This window comes from Pseudoalteromonas sp. 78C3, from assembly GCF_002836695.1.
GTDB lineage: Bacteria > Pseudomonadota > Gammaproteobacteria > Enterobacterales > Alteromonadaceae > Pseudoalteromonas > Pseudoalteromonas arctica.
Genome location: NZ_PJAV01000178.1, coordinates 31,623 through 47,706, shown reverse-complemented (window position 1 = coordinate 47,706; position 16,084 = coordinate 31,623). Strand labels below are relative to the sequence as shown.

Genomic DNA, 16,084 nt, shown 5'->3' with positions numbered 1-16,084 from the left:
ATGACTATAGAAATTGTACATGTAGCTGTTGGTGTTATTAAGAAAAATAACGCTATATTCATTTGTAAACGTGCAGATGAACAACATCAAGGCGGTTTATGGGAATTTCCTGGTGGCAAAGTAGAAGCAGGTGAAAGTGTTTTTGTTGCACTTAAACGCGAGCTTATTGAAGAAGTTGGATTAACAATTCACAGCTCTAGTCAACTTATGGTGATTGAACATGACTACGGCGATAAGTGCGTTAAATTAGATGTACACGTAGTGAGTAACTTTAGCGGTGAAGCACATGGCGCTGAAGGACAACCTAGTGAATGGGTAGCAATTAGTGAATTAGAAAATTATGATTTTCCTGAAGCTAATGCTGAAATTATCGAGAAAATAGTAGCCCGATACGCATAACAAAATAGGTACAAGTGAGCGCAATGAACATCTCAATACAAAATAAGCTAAGCGAACAATTAGCATTAAATCCTGAGTTAACTCAAGTTAGTGTGATTGGTAGCGGCCATATAAATAGTACATGGCTACTTACGTGTATTGATAAACAGTTTATTGTGCAAAAACTTAATACTGAGGTATTTAAATACCCTGCTCAGTTAGTAAGTAATGCAAAACTAATTGAGCAGCATTTAAATGCTAAACAACTGCAAAATAATTACCCCCTTGAAACAGTTAAGCATATAGCCATACAAAACAACGAACACTTAATAGAAATTGATAGCGCGCATTATCGCGTCCTCAACTATATTAGTGACAGTTACAGCGAAGACGTTGTTAAAAATGCGCAACAGAGCGAGCAAGCGGCTTACGCCTTTGGCGTATTTGCTCATGCATTACAAGATTTTGATACACAACAACTACATACTGTAATTCCTGATTTTCATAACTTAGCGATGCGCTTTGAGCAATTAAATACCGCAATCACAAATAACTCTGTAAATAGAGTAAAGCACTGCGCTGACGAAATAGAATATTGCTTATCACAGCAGCATTTAATTACTGAGCTTAGTAATATAGCTAAGCAGATACCGCTTAGAGTGTGTCATAACGATACAAAAATAAATAATATGCTGTTTTGTAGTGCAACTCACAAAGCAAAAGCAGTGATTGATTTAGATACCTGCATGGCGGGATTTAGGCTTTATGATTTTGGCGACATGGTACGCACTTTCTGCTCCCCCGAAGCCGAGGATTCAACAAACTTACACAACGTTATTATTCGAAAAGATATATTTTCAGCCATTGTTAAAGGCTATGTAACGCCATTAAAAAGTAGCATGAGTACAAAAGAGCAAGAAAGCCTGCTGCTAGGCGCTAAAATAATGCCGCTCATGTTAAGTGTGCGCTTTTTAACTGATTACTTAAATAATGATGTGTACTTTAAAGTGGCTCATCCAGAGCATAATTTAGAGCGAGCACAAAGCCAACTCGCGCTTTATAAAAACATACTCAGTAACGAAAAATGGATGCTCCAGTGCTTAATGAGCTAGCATTAATGAACAAATTCAAGATACAAAAAAACCAGTAAGCTAAAAACTTACTGGTTTTTTGTTATTTATATGCAATTACCAGATTTTTACGCGATCTTCTGGTTTGATATACATTTTATCACCTTCTTTTACGTCAAACGCTTCGTAAAACTCAGGCATATTCGACAAGATACCGATTACACGGTAGTGACTTGGTGAATGAGGGTCTGTTAATAAACGATTACGTAACTCTTCATCGCGATAGTTACGACGCCAAATTTGTGACCAACCCATAAAAAAGCGTTGATCGCCTGTGTAACCATCAATCACTGGTGATTTTTTATCACCTAAAGACAGCATATACGCTTTATGCGCAACCGTTAAGCCACCTAAGTCACCAATGTTTTCGCCAAGCGTTAGCTCGCCATTAACACTTGCATCTTCAAACGGTTTATATTCGTTATACTGTGCAACTAAAGCCGCTGTACGCTCTTCAAATTGCTTAAGGTCAGTTTCACTCCACCAGTTACGTAAGTTGCCATCACCGTCGTATTTAGCACCTTGGTCGTCAAAACCATGACCAAGCTCATGCCCAATTACTGCACCAATTGCGCCGTAGTTTACAGCATCATCCGCTTCTAAATTAAAGAATGGCGGTTGTAAAATAGCTGCTGGAAATACAATTTCGTTGTTTACTGGATTGTAATACGCATTTACTGTTTGCGGAGTCATGTGCCACTCAGAGCGATCAACTGGTTTACCCAATTTAGCAATCATGTCTGCGTATGCCCATTCGCTATAACGAATGTAGTTACCTACTAGCTCATCTGAGTTGATATCTAGCTCTGAGTAATCTTTCCACGTGTCTGGGTAACCAATTTTAGGCGTAAATTTGTCTAGTTTTTCTTTCGCTGCAAGCTTTGTTTCAGGGCTCATCCACTCAAGATTTTCGATAGCAACACCGTAACCTTTAATTACGTTATCAACTAATTCTTCCATGCGTGCTTTAGCTTCTGGCGGGAAGTTATCTTTAACGTATACCTTACCTAAAATTTCACCAAGTACACTGTTAGATGCATCAACCGCTTGCTTCCAAAGAGGTGCTTGTTCTTCTACGCCACGAAGTGTTGTGCTGTAAAAGTCAAAGTTAAGGTTAACTAAATCTTCACTAAGTAGCTCTGCATAACCACTTACAAAATGAAATTTTAAGTAGTTTTTCCACGTCGCTAAATCAGTGTCTTTGTAAATAGTAGCAAGTGCTTCTAAATAGCTAGGTTGGCGTACAATAATGTCACTTGCACTCACGCCAGCATCTTTAAAGAATGCAGCTAAATCAAGGTCACCCATCAGCTTGCTTGCATCTGCTACTGTCATCTTGTTATAAGATTTAGTTGCATCACGGCTTTGCACACGGCTCCACTGAGCATCAGCTAGTGTTTTTTCAAATGCAAGTACGCTCTTAGCAGCTTCTGCTGCATTTTTAACGCCTGACTTTGCTAAAACATCAGTGATGTATTGCTCGTAAGAAGCGCGAATTTTAGTGAATTTTTCGTCATCTTTTAAGTAATAGTCACGATCTGGTAAACCAAGACCCGACTGAGATAAATACAATGCATACTCGCTTGAGTTTTTAGCATCGTTATTTACAAACCAACCAAACGGTAAAGTACCGCCTTGTTTTTGAATTTTAGCCATTAAACCCACTAAATCAGCTTTAGATTTAACGCTATCAATTGTATCTAATGACGGTTGTAATGGCGTAATACCTAGCTCATTACGCGCATCTTTATTCATATAGCTTTTATAAAATGCACCAATTTTATACTCATCACTGCCTTTTTTAGCGGCTTTGTTTGCGGCTGCACTTTCAAGGGCTATTTTCATCGCTTTTTGCGACTCATCATATAACTGCGAAAAAGAACCGTAGTTAGATTTATCACCTGGTATTTCAGTTTTAGCTAACCACTGACCATTTACATGGTAGTAAAAATCGTCTTGTGCGCGTACTGAACTATCCATATTAGCTAATTCAATACCAAGCTCTAGTGGTTTTTCAGCGGGTGCTGTTACTACTGGAGTGTCGGTTACTTTAGTTTCTTGTTGTTTTTCACCACAACCTACCAAGCCAAGCGCAAGTGCGATACTTGCAGCAGCCATTGTTACTTTATTCATAATTATTCCGTTTGTTAGTTAGAATTGAATCATACCAATCTGCTTATATATGGGGTCTATTTAACGTTAAGAAAATTACGCTAGAACCAGGCAAAGGTTTTTGTATCTAGTTGCTCTAAATAAAAAATTTTTAACAACGTTATAGTGCAATTTAATTCGTTAAATTGATCAAAGACTTATGCAGGTTGGTATCACATACCAACTCCATTAAATTCTTGAATATAGCAGGAGTAAAAATAGCACTGCCTACACGCTTTTACTTAATGGAATGGGTATCAAAGAGCTTTCGATCAATATAAAGCCCACGCAGTATCATAAACCTCATTAAGCCAACAATAAAATGGAATATGTAACAAAGTATTTTGAATGCGGTGAGCTGCCAAATTAGCCCCACCAATAACAAGATGGTGGGTAGTTAAGACTTACTTTTATTTTTTCCGTGAAGCGCTAAACGCTCTAGTTTTTCTTTTAAAGAAGGGGGTGCAGAAGATGCTATCGCGTTTAAGTAATCAGCTGTTTGCTCACTCATTTTACGTGAGTTGGTAACTGCAGGACTGCCCGACTTATTCGCTGTACTTAATCTCTGAGTTGCTTGAGGATTTGCAGTTATTTTTATTTGCCCGAGCTCTGCCATTCCGGCAGCTCTAAAATGTGAAAGCATATCCATTTTTAAATAATTAAGCCTAAGCGCGATAGGTGCAGATACCGCCTCTATCATTAGCGTGCCGTCTCGGTAATTACTGACTCGGCATTTATCACCCAACTTAGGACCCAAAAAATCTTTTAATAGGGTTTGCTGTGTATCAAGTGCTTGGCTTTTGCCTGCATAAGCTGATAAACGATTATTTAACCCCGCCATAATATCGGTTAGCGGTTTTGGTGCATATCTATCTTTAGCCATTTTACACCTCGTAAAAGCTCACTTAGACCCAGAGATAATACTCTAGGTCTAAGTATACACTGCGTATTAATACTACGCGCCGGCTATTTGCATTTGCTCTATTAATACTGAGCCAGTTTGAATACCACCACGGCGTTCGATGTCACCACCAATAGCAGATATGCCTTTAAACATATCTTTTAAATTACCAGCAATGGTAATTTCGCTTACAGGATATTGGATTTCACCATTTTCAACCCAAAAACCAGCAGCACCACGAGAGTAATCACCCGTTACGGTATTTACGCCCTGCCCCATTAGCTCTGTAACTAATAAGCCGGTGCCCATCGTTTTTAATAGTGCAGTTAAATCGTTATGAGTTTGCTCAACAAGCCAATTATGTATACCGCCAGCATGCCCTGTTGGGGTCATATTCATTTTACGCGCAGCATAACTTGCTAATAAATAAGTTTGTAGCTCGCCGCCTTGAATAATTTCTCTATCGAATGTTTTAACACCTTCGCTATCAAACGGTGACGACGCCAACCCTTTTAAAATATGTGGGCGCTCGGCAATATTCACACAATTACTAAATACTTGTGTGCCTAAGCTATCAAGTAAAAAACTTGATTTACGATAAAGCGCACCACCACCAATTGCCGACACTAAGTGACCAAACAATGAATTTGCAATATCGGCTCTAAAAATAACAGGCACTTTCATTGTGCCTAACTTTTGGCTATTTAATTTAGCCAATGTTTCAGCTGCTGCTTCAAGCCCAACTGCTGCTGCGTCATTTAAACCCGCTTGATCGCGTGCAACAGTATAAGCAGAGTCGCGTTGCATCTGCTCGCCATCTTGACCTATTACCATCGTACTAATGCTATGACGAGTGCGTGGAAAGCCCGTTATCAAACCATGGCTGTTACCATAAACACGTAATCCTTGGTGAGATGAAAAACTCGCACCATCAGAGTTAACAATGCGCTCATCTGCATTTAATGCAGCTTGCTCAGCAGCATGACAAAGCTCAATACCTTCTTCAGGGCTTACATCCCAAGGATGGTATAAATCTAAATCTTTAGGATTAAATTCAAGTAACTCTTTGTCAGCAACGCCGTTAAATGGGTCATCCGATGTAAATTTGGCTATATCAATCGCTTTTTCGACTACCATGCGCAATGTTTTTGGATTTAAATCAGCTGTCGATGCTGAGCCTTTATTATTACCAACATATACACTAATGCCTAAGCCGCCGTCTTGGTTAAACTCAATGGTTTCTACTTCACCCATTCGTGTACTAACCGATAAACCAGACGTGCTAGACATGGCAGCTTCTGCAGCTGTAGCGCCTAATTTTTTAGCATGTTCGAGTACTTCTGCTACCGCATCTTTAACTTGCGATATTTGAGAATAAATTGGATCGTTTTGTTGGCTTTTCATAAATTAAGTCCTGAGCCTTAGAGGCATAATGCACGCATTTCTTATATTTAAATGCTAACACACTCAATGCATCACATCAGCTAATATTCCTAAGTATCATATTCATGTATAATGGCAAAAGTTATTTTTATTTAAGAGCACCCCATGGCAAAGAAAAAAGGCAAGCCTGCTGAAATTGAAGAAGAAATTGAATATGTATCAAGAACGGAGCTTAAGCGCGAAGCGCAAGAGTTTCATCAGTTAGGTACTGAAATTGCCAAAATGGGTAAAAAACAGCGCGAACGCCTGCCATTAAATGACGATTTAAAAGCGGCAATGGTTGTTGCTGATAAAATAAGTAATAAAAGTGACGCGTACCGCCGTCACTTAAACTACATCGCTAAAACGTTGCGTACTGTAGAAAACATTGACGCTATTAGAGCGATTATCGATGTAATGCTTAATAAAAATAACCAAGCTGAAGTATTGGTCAAAAAAATTGAGCAATTACGTTCAGACCTAATTGAACAAGGTGATGACCTTATCAATGAGACTATTGAACAGTTTCCGTCTCTTGATCGTCAGCAAATGCGTCAATTGGTTCGTAATGCGGCAAAAGAAGCGAAAGCTGAAAAGCCGGGTAAAGGTTATAAAGAGTTATTTCAATATCTCAAAGATGCCCATACCGTTACGTATTAATTAGACCGCATTAATTGATATTTTATTAAAAAAGGTGCTTCGGCACCTTTTTTGTTACAGATCAAACCGCCTCACTGCGTACTTTTTTATAATCACTCCCTAAATAAATACTTAGGTGCGCGTGATGATTAAACTTCCACAATGGGATCAAACCCTAATAAACAAATATAATGTGTCTGGCCCGCGTTATACCTCGTATCCCACAGCTCTATCACTGCGTGATGGATATCAACAACAAGACCTACTAAGCGCTGTAGAATCGTCAACGAGTCGTTCACTTTCTCTATATATTCATATCCCGTTTTGTAGCCAGCTTTGCTACTACTGTGGTTGTAATAAAATAATTACCCGCCATCAATCTAAGGCAGATACGTACCTCGACTTTTTAGCAAAAGAAATTACTGCCCAAGCTCATTTATTTAAAAACTACACGGTTGAGCAATTACATTTAGGTGGCGGTACTCCCACCTTTTTAACCGCAAAACAAATGACTCGTCTAATTAAGCTTTTAGAGCAGCACTTTAATTTTACAAGCACAACAGAGCGCGGCATTGAAATAGACCCACGCTCACTTGCCGATAATATGCTTGTTGATTTAAGAATGCTTGGCTTTAACCGTGTCTCATTTGGGATTCAAGACTTTAACGACGACGTGCAACTTGCTGTTAATCGCCCGCAAAATGCAGATACGGTTAAGCAATTAATTACACAAGCTCGCGAGCTGGGATTTCAATCTATTAATACAGATATGATTTACGGGCTTCCTCTGCAAACGCCAGAGAGCTTTAAGCAAACTATAGAGCAACTTATTGAGTTAAGCCCTGACCGAGTATCGGTGTTTAACTACGCGCATTTACCAGAGCGCTTTGCCGCACAGCGTAAGATTAAAGATGCAGATTTACCCAGTGCACATAACAAACTCACTATGTTTAAAAACACGCTGGAGCAGATGACGCAAGCAGGCTATCAATTTATTGGTATGGACCACTTTGCAAAAACCGATAACGAACTAGCTATTGCGCAAAATGAAGGCAAGTTACATCGTAATTTTCAAGGTTATACAACCCATGGAAATTGTGATTTATTAGGCTTAGGCGTGTCATCAATTTCGCAAATTGGCACTGCCATTTTACAAAATCAAAAAGAATTAAAACATTATTACCACAGCGTAGAAACACAAAACGGCTGTGCTCTTAATAAAGGTATGCACTTAACGCATGATGATGTAATTCGTGCTGATGCAATTAAGCAGCTCATTTGCCAGTTTGAATTAGATATACAAGACTTTAGCGAAAAGCATGCGCTTATATTTAATGACTACTTTGAGGATGCGTTAATTGCGCTTACGCCACTTATAAAAGATGAACTAGTCACTATAAATGATAATAAAATTAGCGTAACGCCACGCGGCAACTTATTCATTCGTATTATTTGCATGTGCTTTGACGCTCATTTACAAAAACAAATAAATGCGACGCGTTTTTCACGAGTGATTTAACTGATACTAATTTAATGCAATTAGTATGAAAATTTTTACGTATAAAAAAAGCAGACCAAGGTCTGCTTTTTCTGAGTACTCGATAAATTAAAGTTAGTTAAAAACCACTTTATCGCTGCCAGGAGCGGCTTTAAACTCGATGATAATTTTAGCGCAATCGGCTTTAACTTCATCTTTAAGTGTTTCTTCAGCTTGCCAACGAGCCTTATCTAGCTTAAAAATCTCTTTTTTAGCATATTTTTTACGTGCATCGTGTGTCGGCATTTCTTTAACTACCTGGTACATTTTATAAATGCCAGGATATTGTGTCGTTAAATCACGCTCGCTCTCAAAGCCATATTGAGACATAAGTACCCAAATACGTAAACAGCCTTCAGAAAACTCACACTGCTCTTCATTCATTGCACGCGCAATTAAATGAATACTATCGGCTAGTTTGGCATTTCGCTTTAAACGCGACTTCTCAAGCTTTTGCTTTTGTTCAGCCTGCGTTTTAGCAATTAACTTTTTTTGCGCATTTAACTTATACAGCAACTGACCCGCATAAAATGCCAGACCAACTATTATAGCAGCGCCTAAAAGTAAGGCTAAAATTACCGCGGTACTCATTATTTATCCTTACTATTTGTCGTCTTCATCTAACCATTCGTTGGCTAAATCGTCAGATAAGTATTGATCGAAATCAGAATTGCCTTTGCTTTCAATATCATCTTCAAGGTCATCTTCAAATTCGTCTTCATCCTCGTCTTCAATACCAAGAATTTCACATAACGCCTGATGGCGAGCAATACGGCTATTAAAGTACTTAGCATCTTTACCAGTTAGCATTTCACCTTCTTCATGACGCTCTACTAATTTAAGTAAACGCTCGTCATTCTCAAGTGCTTCTAGCTCTTGTTCAGGTGTAAATTCAGGCTCGATTACCTTTTTCAGCTCAATAGTTGGCTTTAAGTTGCGTTTCATTTCAACTTTAGGCTCAGGCGCAGTTGCAATTAATGGTACCGGCTTTTTACTGCCTACACGCTTATCTTTAGGCGCGTGACCAGCATTATGGCTTTCGCTATCTAGTAAATCTGGCGCGTTACGAGAACCTGGCTTAGCGCCTTTGGTTTTTTTAACTCGCTGCTCTTTTAATGCGCGCATTTCTTTAAGCTTATCTTGGCTTAAACGAACAGGTCCGTTTGCTGGGCTTTTGCGTGACTTTTTAGTTCTACTCATATCTTGATCATCTCACTTAAGAGGTTTTGAGCGAAGCGCAAATTAATGGGCATCGCAGTGCTGGCCTAGCCAGAAGAATTCAGTTTGCGCTTAGAGGTTGGGTCTCTCATTTAAAAGCGCCTTAGCTAATTAATCGCTAATTTTAAACGGTGGGTATTGTAACAGGACAAATAAAAAGGCGGTAGAGAAAACATCTCTACCGCCTGCTAATCTGAGCGCCATTATCTGGACACTTCTCCCTTCGACTTTTTTTAGTCTTTATTATTTTTATTATTATCAGTCCGTATTGTTATTATTTTTACGTTCCTTGTTACATTCCATTTTGTTTTTATTATTAAACTTCCATGAGTTTTTATTATTTTCGGTCATCCTGACACTTTTTTATTATTTCCTTTAGTAGCACTAATCTTATGCTATGTAGTCATGCCGCGTTACTTTCCTTGATAGTTATTTCCATTTTGTTATTGTTGTTTTGCGACAGTGGTTAATTTACTCGTTAATGATTTTGTTACAACTGGTTTATATAACTTTTATTATCTTTATTACATTGAGATATAAAAATAAACATAAATTACAATAAGTTAATCAATAATCAAAAATAAAAAGAAGACTTTTCTTACAACCAGACATGGTCAATGTCTTACATTAAAACGGACGATATCGTTAATTTTTGACACAAAAAAAGCAGCCTAGGCTGCTTTTTTTAACACATTGTAGTTTATTTATTATTAACTGCTAAATAAATACGACTTTAGTGTAAACCACCTAAATACTGAGAAAGTACTTCGATGTCTTTATCTGTTAATTTTTTTGCAATATCGCCCATCATGCCATTTAAGTCATTATGACGAGTACCATCACGGAATTTTTCAAGTTGAGCCTTGATATATCCTGGATGCTGAAAAGAAATTTTTGGAAACTTAGCAAGTGACGAGCCATTACCACGTGGGCCATGACATGCTGCACATGATGGAATTCCACGTTCTGCATCGCCTGCTTTAAAAAGCATCTCGCCAACTTCAACAACATCTTTAGGTGTAGCACCTTCAGACATGTTCATTGAAGAAAAATAAGCAGCTAGATCTTTCATGTCTTGCTCGCTAAGTGGCATAGCCATAGCGCTCATTACTGGATCCATACGCCCTTCTTTGCCGCCTGACGTCATACCTAATTTTAAATCCTGAAGTTGCTTAAGGATATAATCTGGATGTTGACCTGCAATTTTAGGGTAAATATTAACCGGCGCATTACCGTCTGGGCCGTGACAAGCCGCACACGTTGCTGATTTTTCTTTACCTGCGTTTACATCGCCATCAAATGCTGTTGCGTTGCTTGCTGACAACGCACCAAGCAATATTGTTAAAGATAGTGCTATTTTTTTCATGGTGAATTCTCTGTTTCCGACCCTGTATCATCTACAATCGTGATGCTGTAATACATATATTCTACACGATAATAAATTCTCTGGCACGTTTTCTACACATATTAAGCTTATAATTTACAGGGTTTTGACTTAGATTAAGCTTTAACATGTTTTAAATGTACCATAGGTGCTGTTTTTAGGTGGTTAAATACGCTTTTTAATACATCCTTTATAGTATAAAATACGCGCCCTGAGTGAATTTGGTTTACTCAACGTTATTTATTTAAGTTTTAGGAGAGCCTGTGCTCAAATCTCGTATCAAATATAATACTGCGTCTTTCGTAACAAGCGCTCCCGACATTACTAAATTACCTGCTGATACGGGAATTGAAGTTGCGTTTGCCGGTCGCTCCAACGCAGGTAAGTCGAGTGCATTAAATGCATTAACCGATCAGAAGCTAGCACGTACAAGTAAAACACCTGGACGTACTCAGCTAATCAATACATTCGATTTAGCTGATGTTGACGATATGCGCCTTATCGATTTACCAGGCTATGGTTTTGCTAAAGTACCAATCGAAATGAAAAAGAAATGGCAAAAATCGCTAGGCGAATACCTACAAAAGCGTCAAAGCCTAAAAGGTATTGTTATTTTAATGGATATTCGTCATCCATTAAAAGATTTAGACCGCGATTTAATTAATTGGGCTATTGGTAGTGAAATTCCAGTATTGGCACTATTAACTAAAGCCGATAAATTAAAGCAAGGCCCTCGTAAATCACAAGTACTGCAAGTTCGTCGTGAATTAAGCACGCTTGATGGGGATATTACAGTTCATGCATTTTCATCATTAAAAGGCACGGGTTTACCAGAAGTAGCTAAAAAACTAGATGAATGGTTTTTAGGTCCTGTTATTGCTATACCACCTACCGATGAAACAATCACAGACGAAACTAACCCAGAGGCTTAAACGCTGGCGTTACGATAAATAAAACTGCTTTCCTGCAGATTTAATAAAATAGCCGAGCTTATCAGACTCGGCTTTTTCAGCCCACTGATAATATACGCTTCGCGCAACACGCGCACTACAGCCATAAGGTAGCTTTAGATAAGGCACTTTTGACCCTTTATAGTCTTTTATAACTAAAGGCTGCTGAGCGCTCACCAACCACTGCCTAGCTAAATTATCAATACAACACAACACCTGCCCTTGCGCTGTATTTTCAAAACGCCAATCAACAATAATAAACGGCGCATCATCAACCGTTATTGTTATTTTTTCGACAGGTGTTTTTAAATAAAATTGCTCACCTTCTTTACATAGAACAGAAGCAAACAGCTTCACCATGGCTGGGCGTGTTATTTCGCTGCCATCGTAAAACCATTTCCCCTCATGATTAATGACAATTGGCAGTTCACCACAATGATTAGGCTGCCAACTATCAAAAGGTTTGCTTGGCTCGCTTAATTGCTTGCTAAGCTCACTTAAAGAAATCACTGTTTTTTAAGTGTAATTGCAAATGTAACAGGCACTGCTGTTGCAATTGAAGGTAAGCCCGCTAGCTCTTGCAGCTTTTTAACGCCTTCGGTTACACCAAAATCATCACTATTAATAATAATAGGTGTTAATGATGATACCGTTAAATCACCACTTTGCGTGCTGTTAACGAGTACATCAATTGCCAATGGCTTTTTATTACCGTGAAAATCAAGCTCAGCTTTAATACCCTTCAATACATATTGACCAGGCTTTTTAATATTGCTCAGTTCTTTAGTTAAATTTGCAGTTAAAACAGCATTGGGGAATTTAGCGGCTTCGAATAAAAATGTCGTTAAACGCTCATTACGAATAGGAATTAGAGTTTCGGCTGATGTTAAATCAACATTAACGCTAAACTCGCCTTTATCAGAAAGCATACCTTCAAGGTTAGTAAAATGGTGAGCTTCAGCAATCGAATCTTTTTTAATTGAAACAAAGCTTAGTTGGCTTTTATCATTCACTAGCTGCCAATTGGCCTGAGCAACATTAGAAATAACTAAACTTGATAAAGAAAAACCTGCAATAGCTAATGCTTTAAACATAACGCACTCCTTAGTAATAAAATGAAAAGAATAAAAATAATATCACTTCGATGGTATCACCTGCGATGTACCCAAACCACCTCGAAATGACGAATGAATAATACAATTGGTATAGCGCAATAAAGAATTAATTAGATAGGATTTTCAGGCGTAAAACAAAAAACGGCCCACCAAACAAGTTGGTAGGCCGGTATAGCAAACTGGGGAGAAGCTATCAATTTGTTGCACCCTTTCAGATGCATCATCAACAGGATGTCCTACAGGATAGGACAGGCGGGACTTTAACAAAAGCACGCATTAAAATACAATCATATTCCTGTAAAACAGCTCGAATTGACGAACATATAACTATTTAATACAAATAGTTGCTTAAATTAACCTTATTTTAACTAAAGCTTGCATATACCTGATTGAATCGCTGTTATTCGCCATCTTTATTAAACATAAAAAAAGCGCCAAAAGGCGCTTTAATTAAAATGCTCAAATTGCATTAATGAGCTTGTTCCCAATTGTCACCTTCATCAGCTTCAACTATAAGTGGTACATCTAGCGCAGCAGCTTGCGACATCAGTTCACAGATGTGTTTTGTGTACTGTGGTGCGCAGTCTGTTTTGATTTCAAATACTAATTCATCGTGCACTTGCATAAGCAGCTTAATTGTATTTGGCGCTTGTTCGTGTACCCAGCGGTTAACGCTCAGCATTGCCTTTTTAATAATATCGGCGGCAGTACCTTGCATTGGTGCGTTTATAGCAGCACGTTCGGCTCCTTTTCTACGCGCCCCATTACGTGCGTTTATTTCTGGTAAATGTAGACGACGACCAAATATTGTTTCAACGTAGCCATTTTCAGCTGCTTTTTCGCGTGTTGTTTCCATGTACTCTAATACACCTGGAAAACGCTCAAAGTATTTATCTATGTAATGCTGCGCTTCGTGGCGTGGCACATCTAGCTGACGTGCTAAACCAAATGCCGACATACCGTAAATTAAGCCAAAGTTTACTGCTTTCGCCTTACGGCGCATATCGGTAGTTACATCATCAAGCTCTACACCAAAGACTTCAGCGGCAGTGGCACTATGTACATCTAAGCCGTTAGCAAATGCATTTAATAGACCTTTGTCTTGTGAAAGATGCGCCATAATACGCAGCTCAATTTGACTGTAATCGGCAGCAACAATTTTATAACCATCTGCGGCTATAAACGCTTCACGAATACGACGTCCTTCTTCTGAACGAATAGGAATATTTTGTAAATTAGGATCCGTTGAACTCAAGCGCCCCGTAGCTGTAATTGCCTGATGATAAGACGTATGTACACGCTGGGTTTTCTCATTCACCATTAATGGTAATTTATCGGTATACGTTGATTTAAGCTTTGATAAACCACGGTGCTCTATAATGACTTTAGGTAGCGGATAATCATGAGCAAGTTCTTGCAGTACTTCTTCTGCGGTAGAAGGTGCACCTTTAGGCGTTTTTTTAATAATAGGCAGTCCAAGCTTTTCAAACAACAGTACTTGTAGCTGTTTTGGAGAACTTAAGTTAAATGGTTCGCCTGCTATTTCAAACGCTTCTTTTTCAAGCTCAATTAAACGCTCGCCTAAACGTTGACTATGCGCTCCAAGCATATTGCTATCTATCGCAACACCGGTGCGTTCAATATCAGAAATCACACTAATAAGTGGCATTTCTATATCTTCAAATACCGATTTTAGCTTTTCATCAGCTGCTATTTTTGGCCAAAGCACTTCGTGTAAACGCAAAGTAATATCGGCATCTTCTGCGGCGTAAGGCGCTGCTTTTTCAAGTTCAATTTGGTTAAAGGTAAGTTGCTTTTTACCTTTGCCAGCAATATCTTCAAAGCTAATATTTTTATGACCTAGGTATTTAAGTGCTAGCGAGTCCATATCGTGACGCGTGTCTACACTATTAAATACATACGACTCAAGCATGGTGTCAAACTTAATACCATTTAGCGCAAAACCTGTATTCGCTAATACACTTTTGTCATATTTAAGGTTTTGCCCTACTTTAGCTTTGTTTTCATCTGCCAAAATTGGACCTAGCTTTTGCATCACAAATTCAAGGCTTAATTGCTCAGGCGCACCCGGATAGTCATGCGCTACCGGTAAATACACAGCTTCACCCGCTTTTACGGCAAAGCTCATACCCACCAATTGCGCTTTCATGTAATCAAGGCTGGTTGTTTCAGTATCAAATGCAAATAACTCAGCACTATTTAATTGCTCTATTAGCGTATCAAACTGAGCTTGCGTTAAAATAGTTTCGTAATGAGCATCTTCTACTTTTGGTAATTCAGTGGCTTCGGTAGGTACAGCTAAATGTGTTTCAGCATCTTTAGGATTATCAAGTAATTCAGCTAACCAACGACGGAATTCGCACTCACCATATAATGCAATTAATTCGTCTTTGTTAGGCTCTTGAAGCTTGAATGTATCAAGATCAGATTCAACTTCAACATCGCACTTAATTGTCGCAAGTTCGTAGCTTAAAGGCAGATGATCAAGAGCAATTGCTAACTTTTCGCCTATTTTACCTTTAATCTCACTGGCGTGATCCATTACACCTTGAAGAGAACCATATTTTTCTAACCATTTAACTGCAGTTTTAGGACCACAACCTTCAACACCCGGAATATTATCGACCTTATCACCCATTAATGCTAAGTAATCAATAATAAGTTCAGGGCCTACACCAAACTTTTCAACCACGGTAACGGGATCTGAAATACTGTCGGTCATCGTGTTTATTAGCGTAACGTGTTCATTAACAAGCTGTGCCATGTCTTTATCGCCAGTAGAGACGAGTACATGTCGTTTTTGCTCTGACGCTATACGTGCAAATGTACCAATAACATCATCAGCTTCAACGCCTTCAATACTAATTAGCGGAAAGCCCATCGCTTTAATAATACTGTGTATCGGTGCTATTTGAGTGCGTAAGTCATCCGGCATAGGCGGACGATTTGCCTTATACTCGCTATACATATCGTTACGGAACGTTTTACCTTTAGCATCAAATATAACCACCATATGTGAGGGATCGTATTGTCTGATCAAGCTTTTAAGCATGTTGATCACGCCATAAATAGCGCCCGTAGCTTCACCTTTAGAATTAGTTAAATGCGGCGGAGAATGATAAGCACGAAATAAATATGACGAGCCATCAACTAAAATAAGTGGGTTTTCGGGGATCTGAGCCATGGTGAATTTGGATCCTAAATGCAAAAAATTAAGGTAATTATAAGCATGCCATAA

The 16,084-nt window shown here is 38.7% G+C and carries 14 protein-coding genes; 5 read left to right on the top strand and 9 right to left on the bottom strand.

The features are described from left to right. Nucleotides 1-399, top strand: a complete 399-nt coding sequence (gene mutT / locus CXF76_RS20550; RefSeq protein ID WP_007582062.1) for an 8-oxo-dGTP diphosphatase MutT — start codon at nt 1-3, stop codon at nt 397-399. Between the two features lie 23 nt (nt 400-422). Continuing rightward, the gene (locus CXF76_RS20545; RefSeq protein WP_024589903.1) at nt 423-1,490 is read left to right on the top strand and encodes a phosphotransferase enzyme family protein; all 1,068 of its coding nucleotides are present in this window, start codon (nt 423-425) and stop codon (nt 1,488-1,490) included. 75 nt (nt 1,491-1,565) lie between these two features. Here CXF76_RS20545 and CXF76_RS20540 read toward each other — a convergent pair whose 3' ends face one another. The 3 genes from CXF76_RS20540 to pmbA form a co-directional block, all read right to left on the bottom strand. After that, entirely contained in the window at nt 1,566-3,641 is a 2,076-nt protein-coding gene (locus tag CXF76_RS20540; RefSeq protein WP_010553817.1) for a M13 family metallopeptidase, read from the bottom strand. Nucleotides 3,642-4,056: 415 nt separating this feature from the next. Further along, nucleotides 4,057-4,542, bottom strand: a complete 486-nt coding sequence (locus CXF76_RS20535) for a DUF721 domain-containing protein (RefSeq protein ID WP_024589904.1) — start codon at nt 4,540-4,542, stop codon at nt 4,057-4,059. 72 nt (nt 4,543-4,614) lie between these two features. After that, entirely contained in the window at nt 4,615-5,964 is a 1,350-nt protein-coding gene (gene pmbA / locus CXF76_RS20530) for a metalloprotease PmbA (RefSeq protein WP_007582066.1), read from the bottom strand. Between the two features lie 144 nt (nt 5,965-6,108). On the opposite strand from pmbA, the gene yjgA reads away from it, so the two are divergent. Together yjgA and hemN are read left to right on the top strand one after the other, a co-directional pair. Then, a complete protein-coding gene (gene yjgA, locus CXF76_RS20525) occupies nt 6,109-6,642 on the top strand; it encodes a ribosome biogenesis factor YjgA (RefSeq protein WP_007582068.1) in 534 nt (177 codons plus the stop codon). A 124-nt stretch (nt 6,643-6,766) separates the two neighbouring features. Beyond that, nucleotides 6,767-8,140 carry an oxygen-independent coproporphyrinogen III oxidase gene (gene hemN / locus CXF76_RS20520; RefSeq protein ID WP_101164495.1) on the top strand — a complete coding sequence of 458 codons (1,374 nt, stop codon included), beginning with the start codon at nt 6,767-6,769 and terminating at the stop codon, nt 8,138-8,140. A 93-nt stretch (nt 8,141-8,233) separates the two neighbouring features. Here the strand turns inward: hemN and CXF76_RS20515 are convergent, their stop codons facing one another. The 3 genes from CXF76_RS20515 to CXF76_RS20505 form a co-directional block, all read right to left on the bottom strand. Then, nucleotides 8,234-8,749 carry a DUF2489 domain-containing protein gene (locus tag CXF76_RS20515; protein WP_010553820.1) on the bottom strand — a complete coding sequence of 172 codons (516 nt, stop codon included), beginning with the start codon at nt 8,747-8,749 and terminating at the stop codon, nt 8,234-8,236. A 12-nt stretch (nt 8,750-8,761) separates the two neighbouring features. Continuing rightward, entirely contained in the window at nt 8,762-9,358 is a 597-nt protein-coding gene (gene yihI / locus CXF76_RS20510) for a Der GTPase-activating protein YihI (protein WP_007582074.1), read from the bottom strand. A 751-nt stretch (nt 9,359-10,109) separates the two neighbouring features. After that, nucleotides 10,110-10,742 carry a c-type cytochrome gene (locus CXF76_RS20505; protein WP_024589909.1) on the bottom strand — a complete coding sequence of 211 codons (633 nt, stop codon included), beginning with the start codon at nt 10,740-10,742 and terminating at the stop codon, nt 10,110-10,112. A gap of 281 nt (nt 10,743-11,023) precedes the next feature. Here CXF76_RS20505 and yihA point away from each other — a divergent pair, with 281 nt between their 5' ends. Beyond that, entirely contained in the window at nt 11,024-11,692 is a 669-nt protein-coding gene (gene yihA, locus CXF76_RS20500) for a ribosome biogenesis GTP-binding protein YihA/YsxC (RefSeq protein ID WP_101164494.1), read from the top strand. A gap of 9 nt (nt 11,693-11,701) precedes the next feature. On the opposite strand, the gene CXF76_RS20495 is transcribed toward yihA, so the two are convergent. From CXF76_RS20495 to polA, 3 genes are all read right to left on the bottom strand, one after another. Further along, a complete protein-coding gene (locus CXF76_RS20495) occupies nt 11,702-12,220 on the bottom strand; it encodes a DUF1285 domain-containing protein (protein WP_101164493.1) in 519 nt (172 codons plus the stop codon). Then, the gene (locus CXF76_RS20490) at nt 12,217-12,804 is read right to left on the bottom strand and encodes a YceI family protein (protein WP_007582084.1); all 588 of its coding nucleotides are present in this window, start codon (nt 12,802-12,804) and stop codon (nt 12,217-12,219) included. Before CXF76_RS20490 ends, CXF76_RS20495 begins: the two co-directional genes overlap by 4 nt. Before the next feature lie 490 nt (nt 12,805-13,294). Then, nucleotides 13,295-16,030 (bottom strand): DNA polymerase I, encoded by a 2,736-nt coding sequence (polA, locus tag CXF76_RS20485; protein WP_101164492.1) that lies wholly within the window; start codon nt 16,028-16,030, stop codon nt 13,295-13,297. Nucleotides 16,031-16,084 lie beyond the last annotated feature (54 nt).

What these genes read in the sequence shown, in the direction of transcription:
- pmbA (WP_007582066.1), bottom strand. Translation starts at nt 5,964, where the DNA reads ATGAAAAGCCAACAAAACGATCCAATTTATTCTCAAATATCGCAAGTT.
- mutT (WP_007582062.1), top strand. Translation starts at nt 1, where the DNA reads ATGACTATAGAAATTGTACATGTAGCTGTTGGTGTTATTAAGAAAAAT.
- CXF76_RS20490 (WP_007582084.1), bottom strand. Translation starts at nt 12,804, where the DNA reads ATGTTTAAAGCATTAGCTATTGCAGGTTTTTCTTTATCAAGTTTAGTT.
- CXF76_RS20545 (WP_024589903.1), top strand. Translation starts at nt 423, where the DNA reads ATGAACATCTCAATACAAAATAAGCTAAGCGAACAATTAGCATTAAAT.
- hemN (WP_101164495.1), top strand. Translation starts at nt 6,767, where the DNA reads ATGATTAAACTTCCACAATGGGATCAAACCCTAATAAACAAATATAAT.
- yihI (WP_007582074.1), bottom strand. Translation starts at nt 9,358, where the DNA reads ATGAGTAGAACTAAAAAGTCACGCAAAAGCCCAGCAAACGGACCTGTT.
- yjgA (WP_007582068.1), top strand. Translation starts at nt 6,109, where the DNA reads ATGGCAAAGAAAAAAGGCAAGCCTGCTGAAATTGAAGAAGAAATTGAA.
- CXF76_RS20535 (WP_024589904.1), bottom strand. Translation starts at nt 4,542, where the DNA reads ATGGCTAAAGATAGATATGCACCAAAACCGCTAACCGATATTATGGCG.
- CXF76_RS20515 (WP_010553820.1), bottom strand. Translation starts at nt 8,749, where the DNA reads ATGAGTACCGCGGTAATTTTAGCCTTACTTTTAGGCGCTGCTATAATA.
- polA (WP_101164492.1), bottom strand. Translation starts at nt 16,030, where the DNA reads ATGGCTCAGATCCCCGAAAACCCACTTATTTTAGTTGATGGCTCGTCA.
- CXF76_RS20505 (WP_024589909.1), bottom strand. Translation starts at nt 10,742, where the DNA reads ATGAAAAAAATAGCACTATCTTTAACAATATTGCTTGGTGCGTTGTCA.
- CXF76_RS20540 (WP_010553817.1), bottom strand. Translation starts at nt 3,641, where the DNA reads ATGAATAAAGTAACAATGGCTGCTGCAAGTATCGCACTTGCGCTTGGC.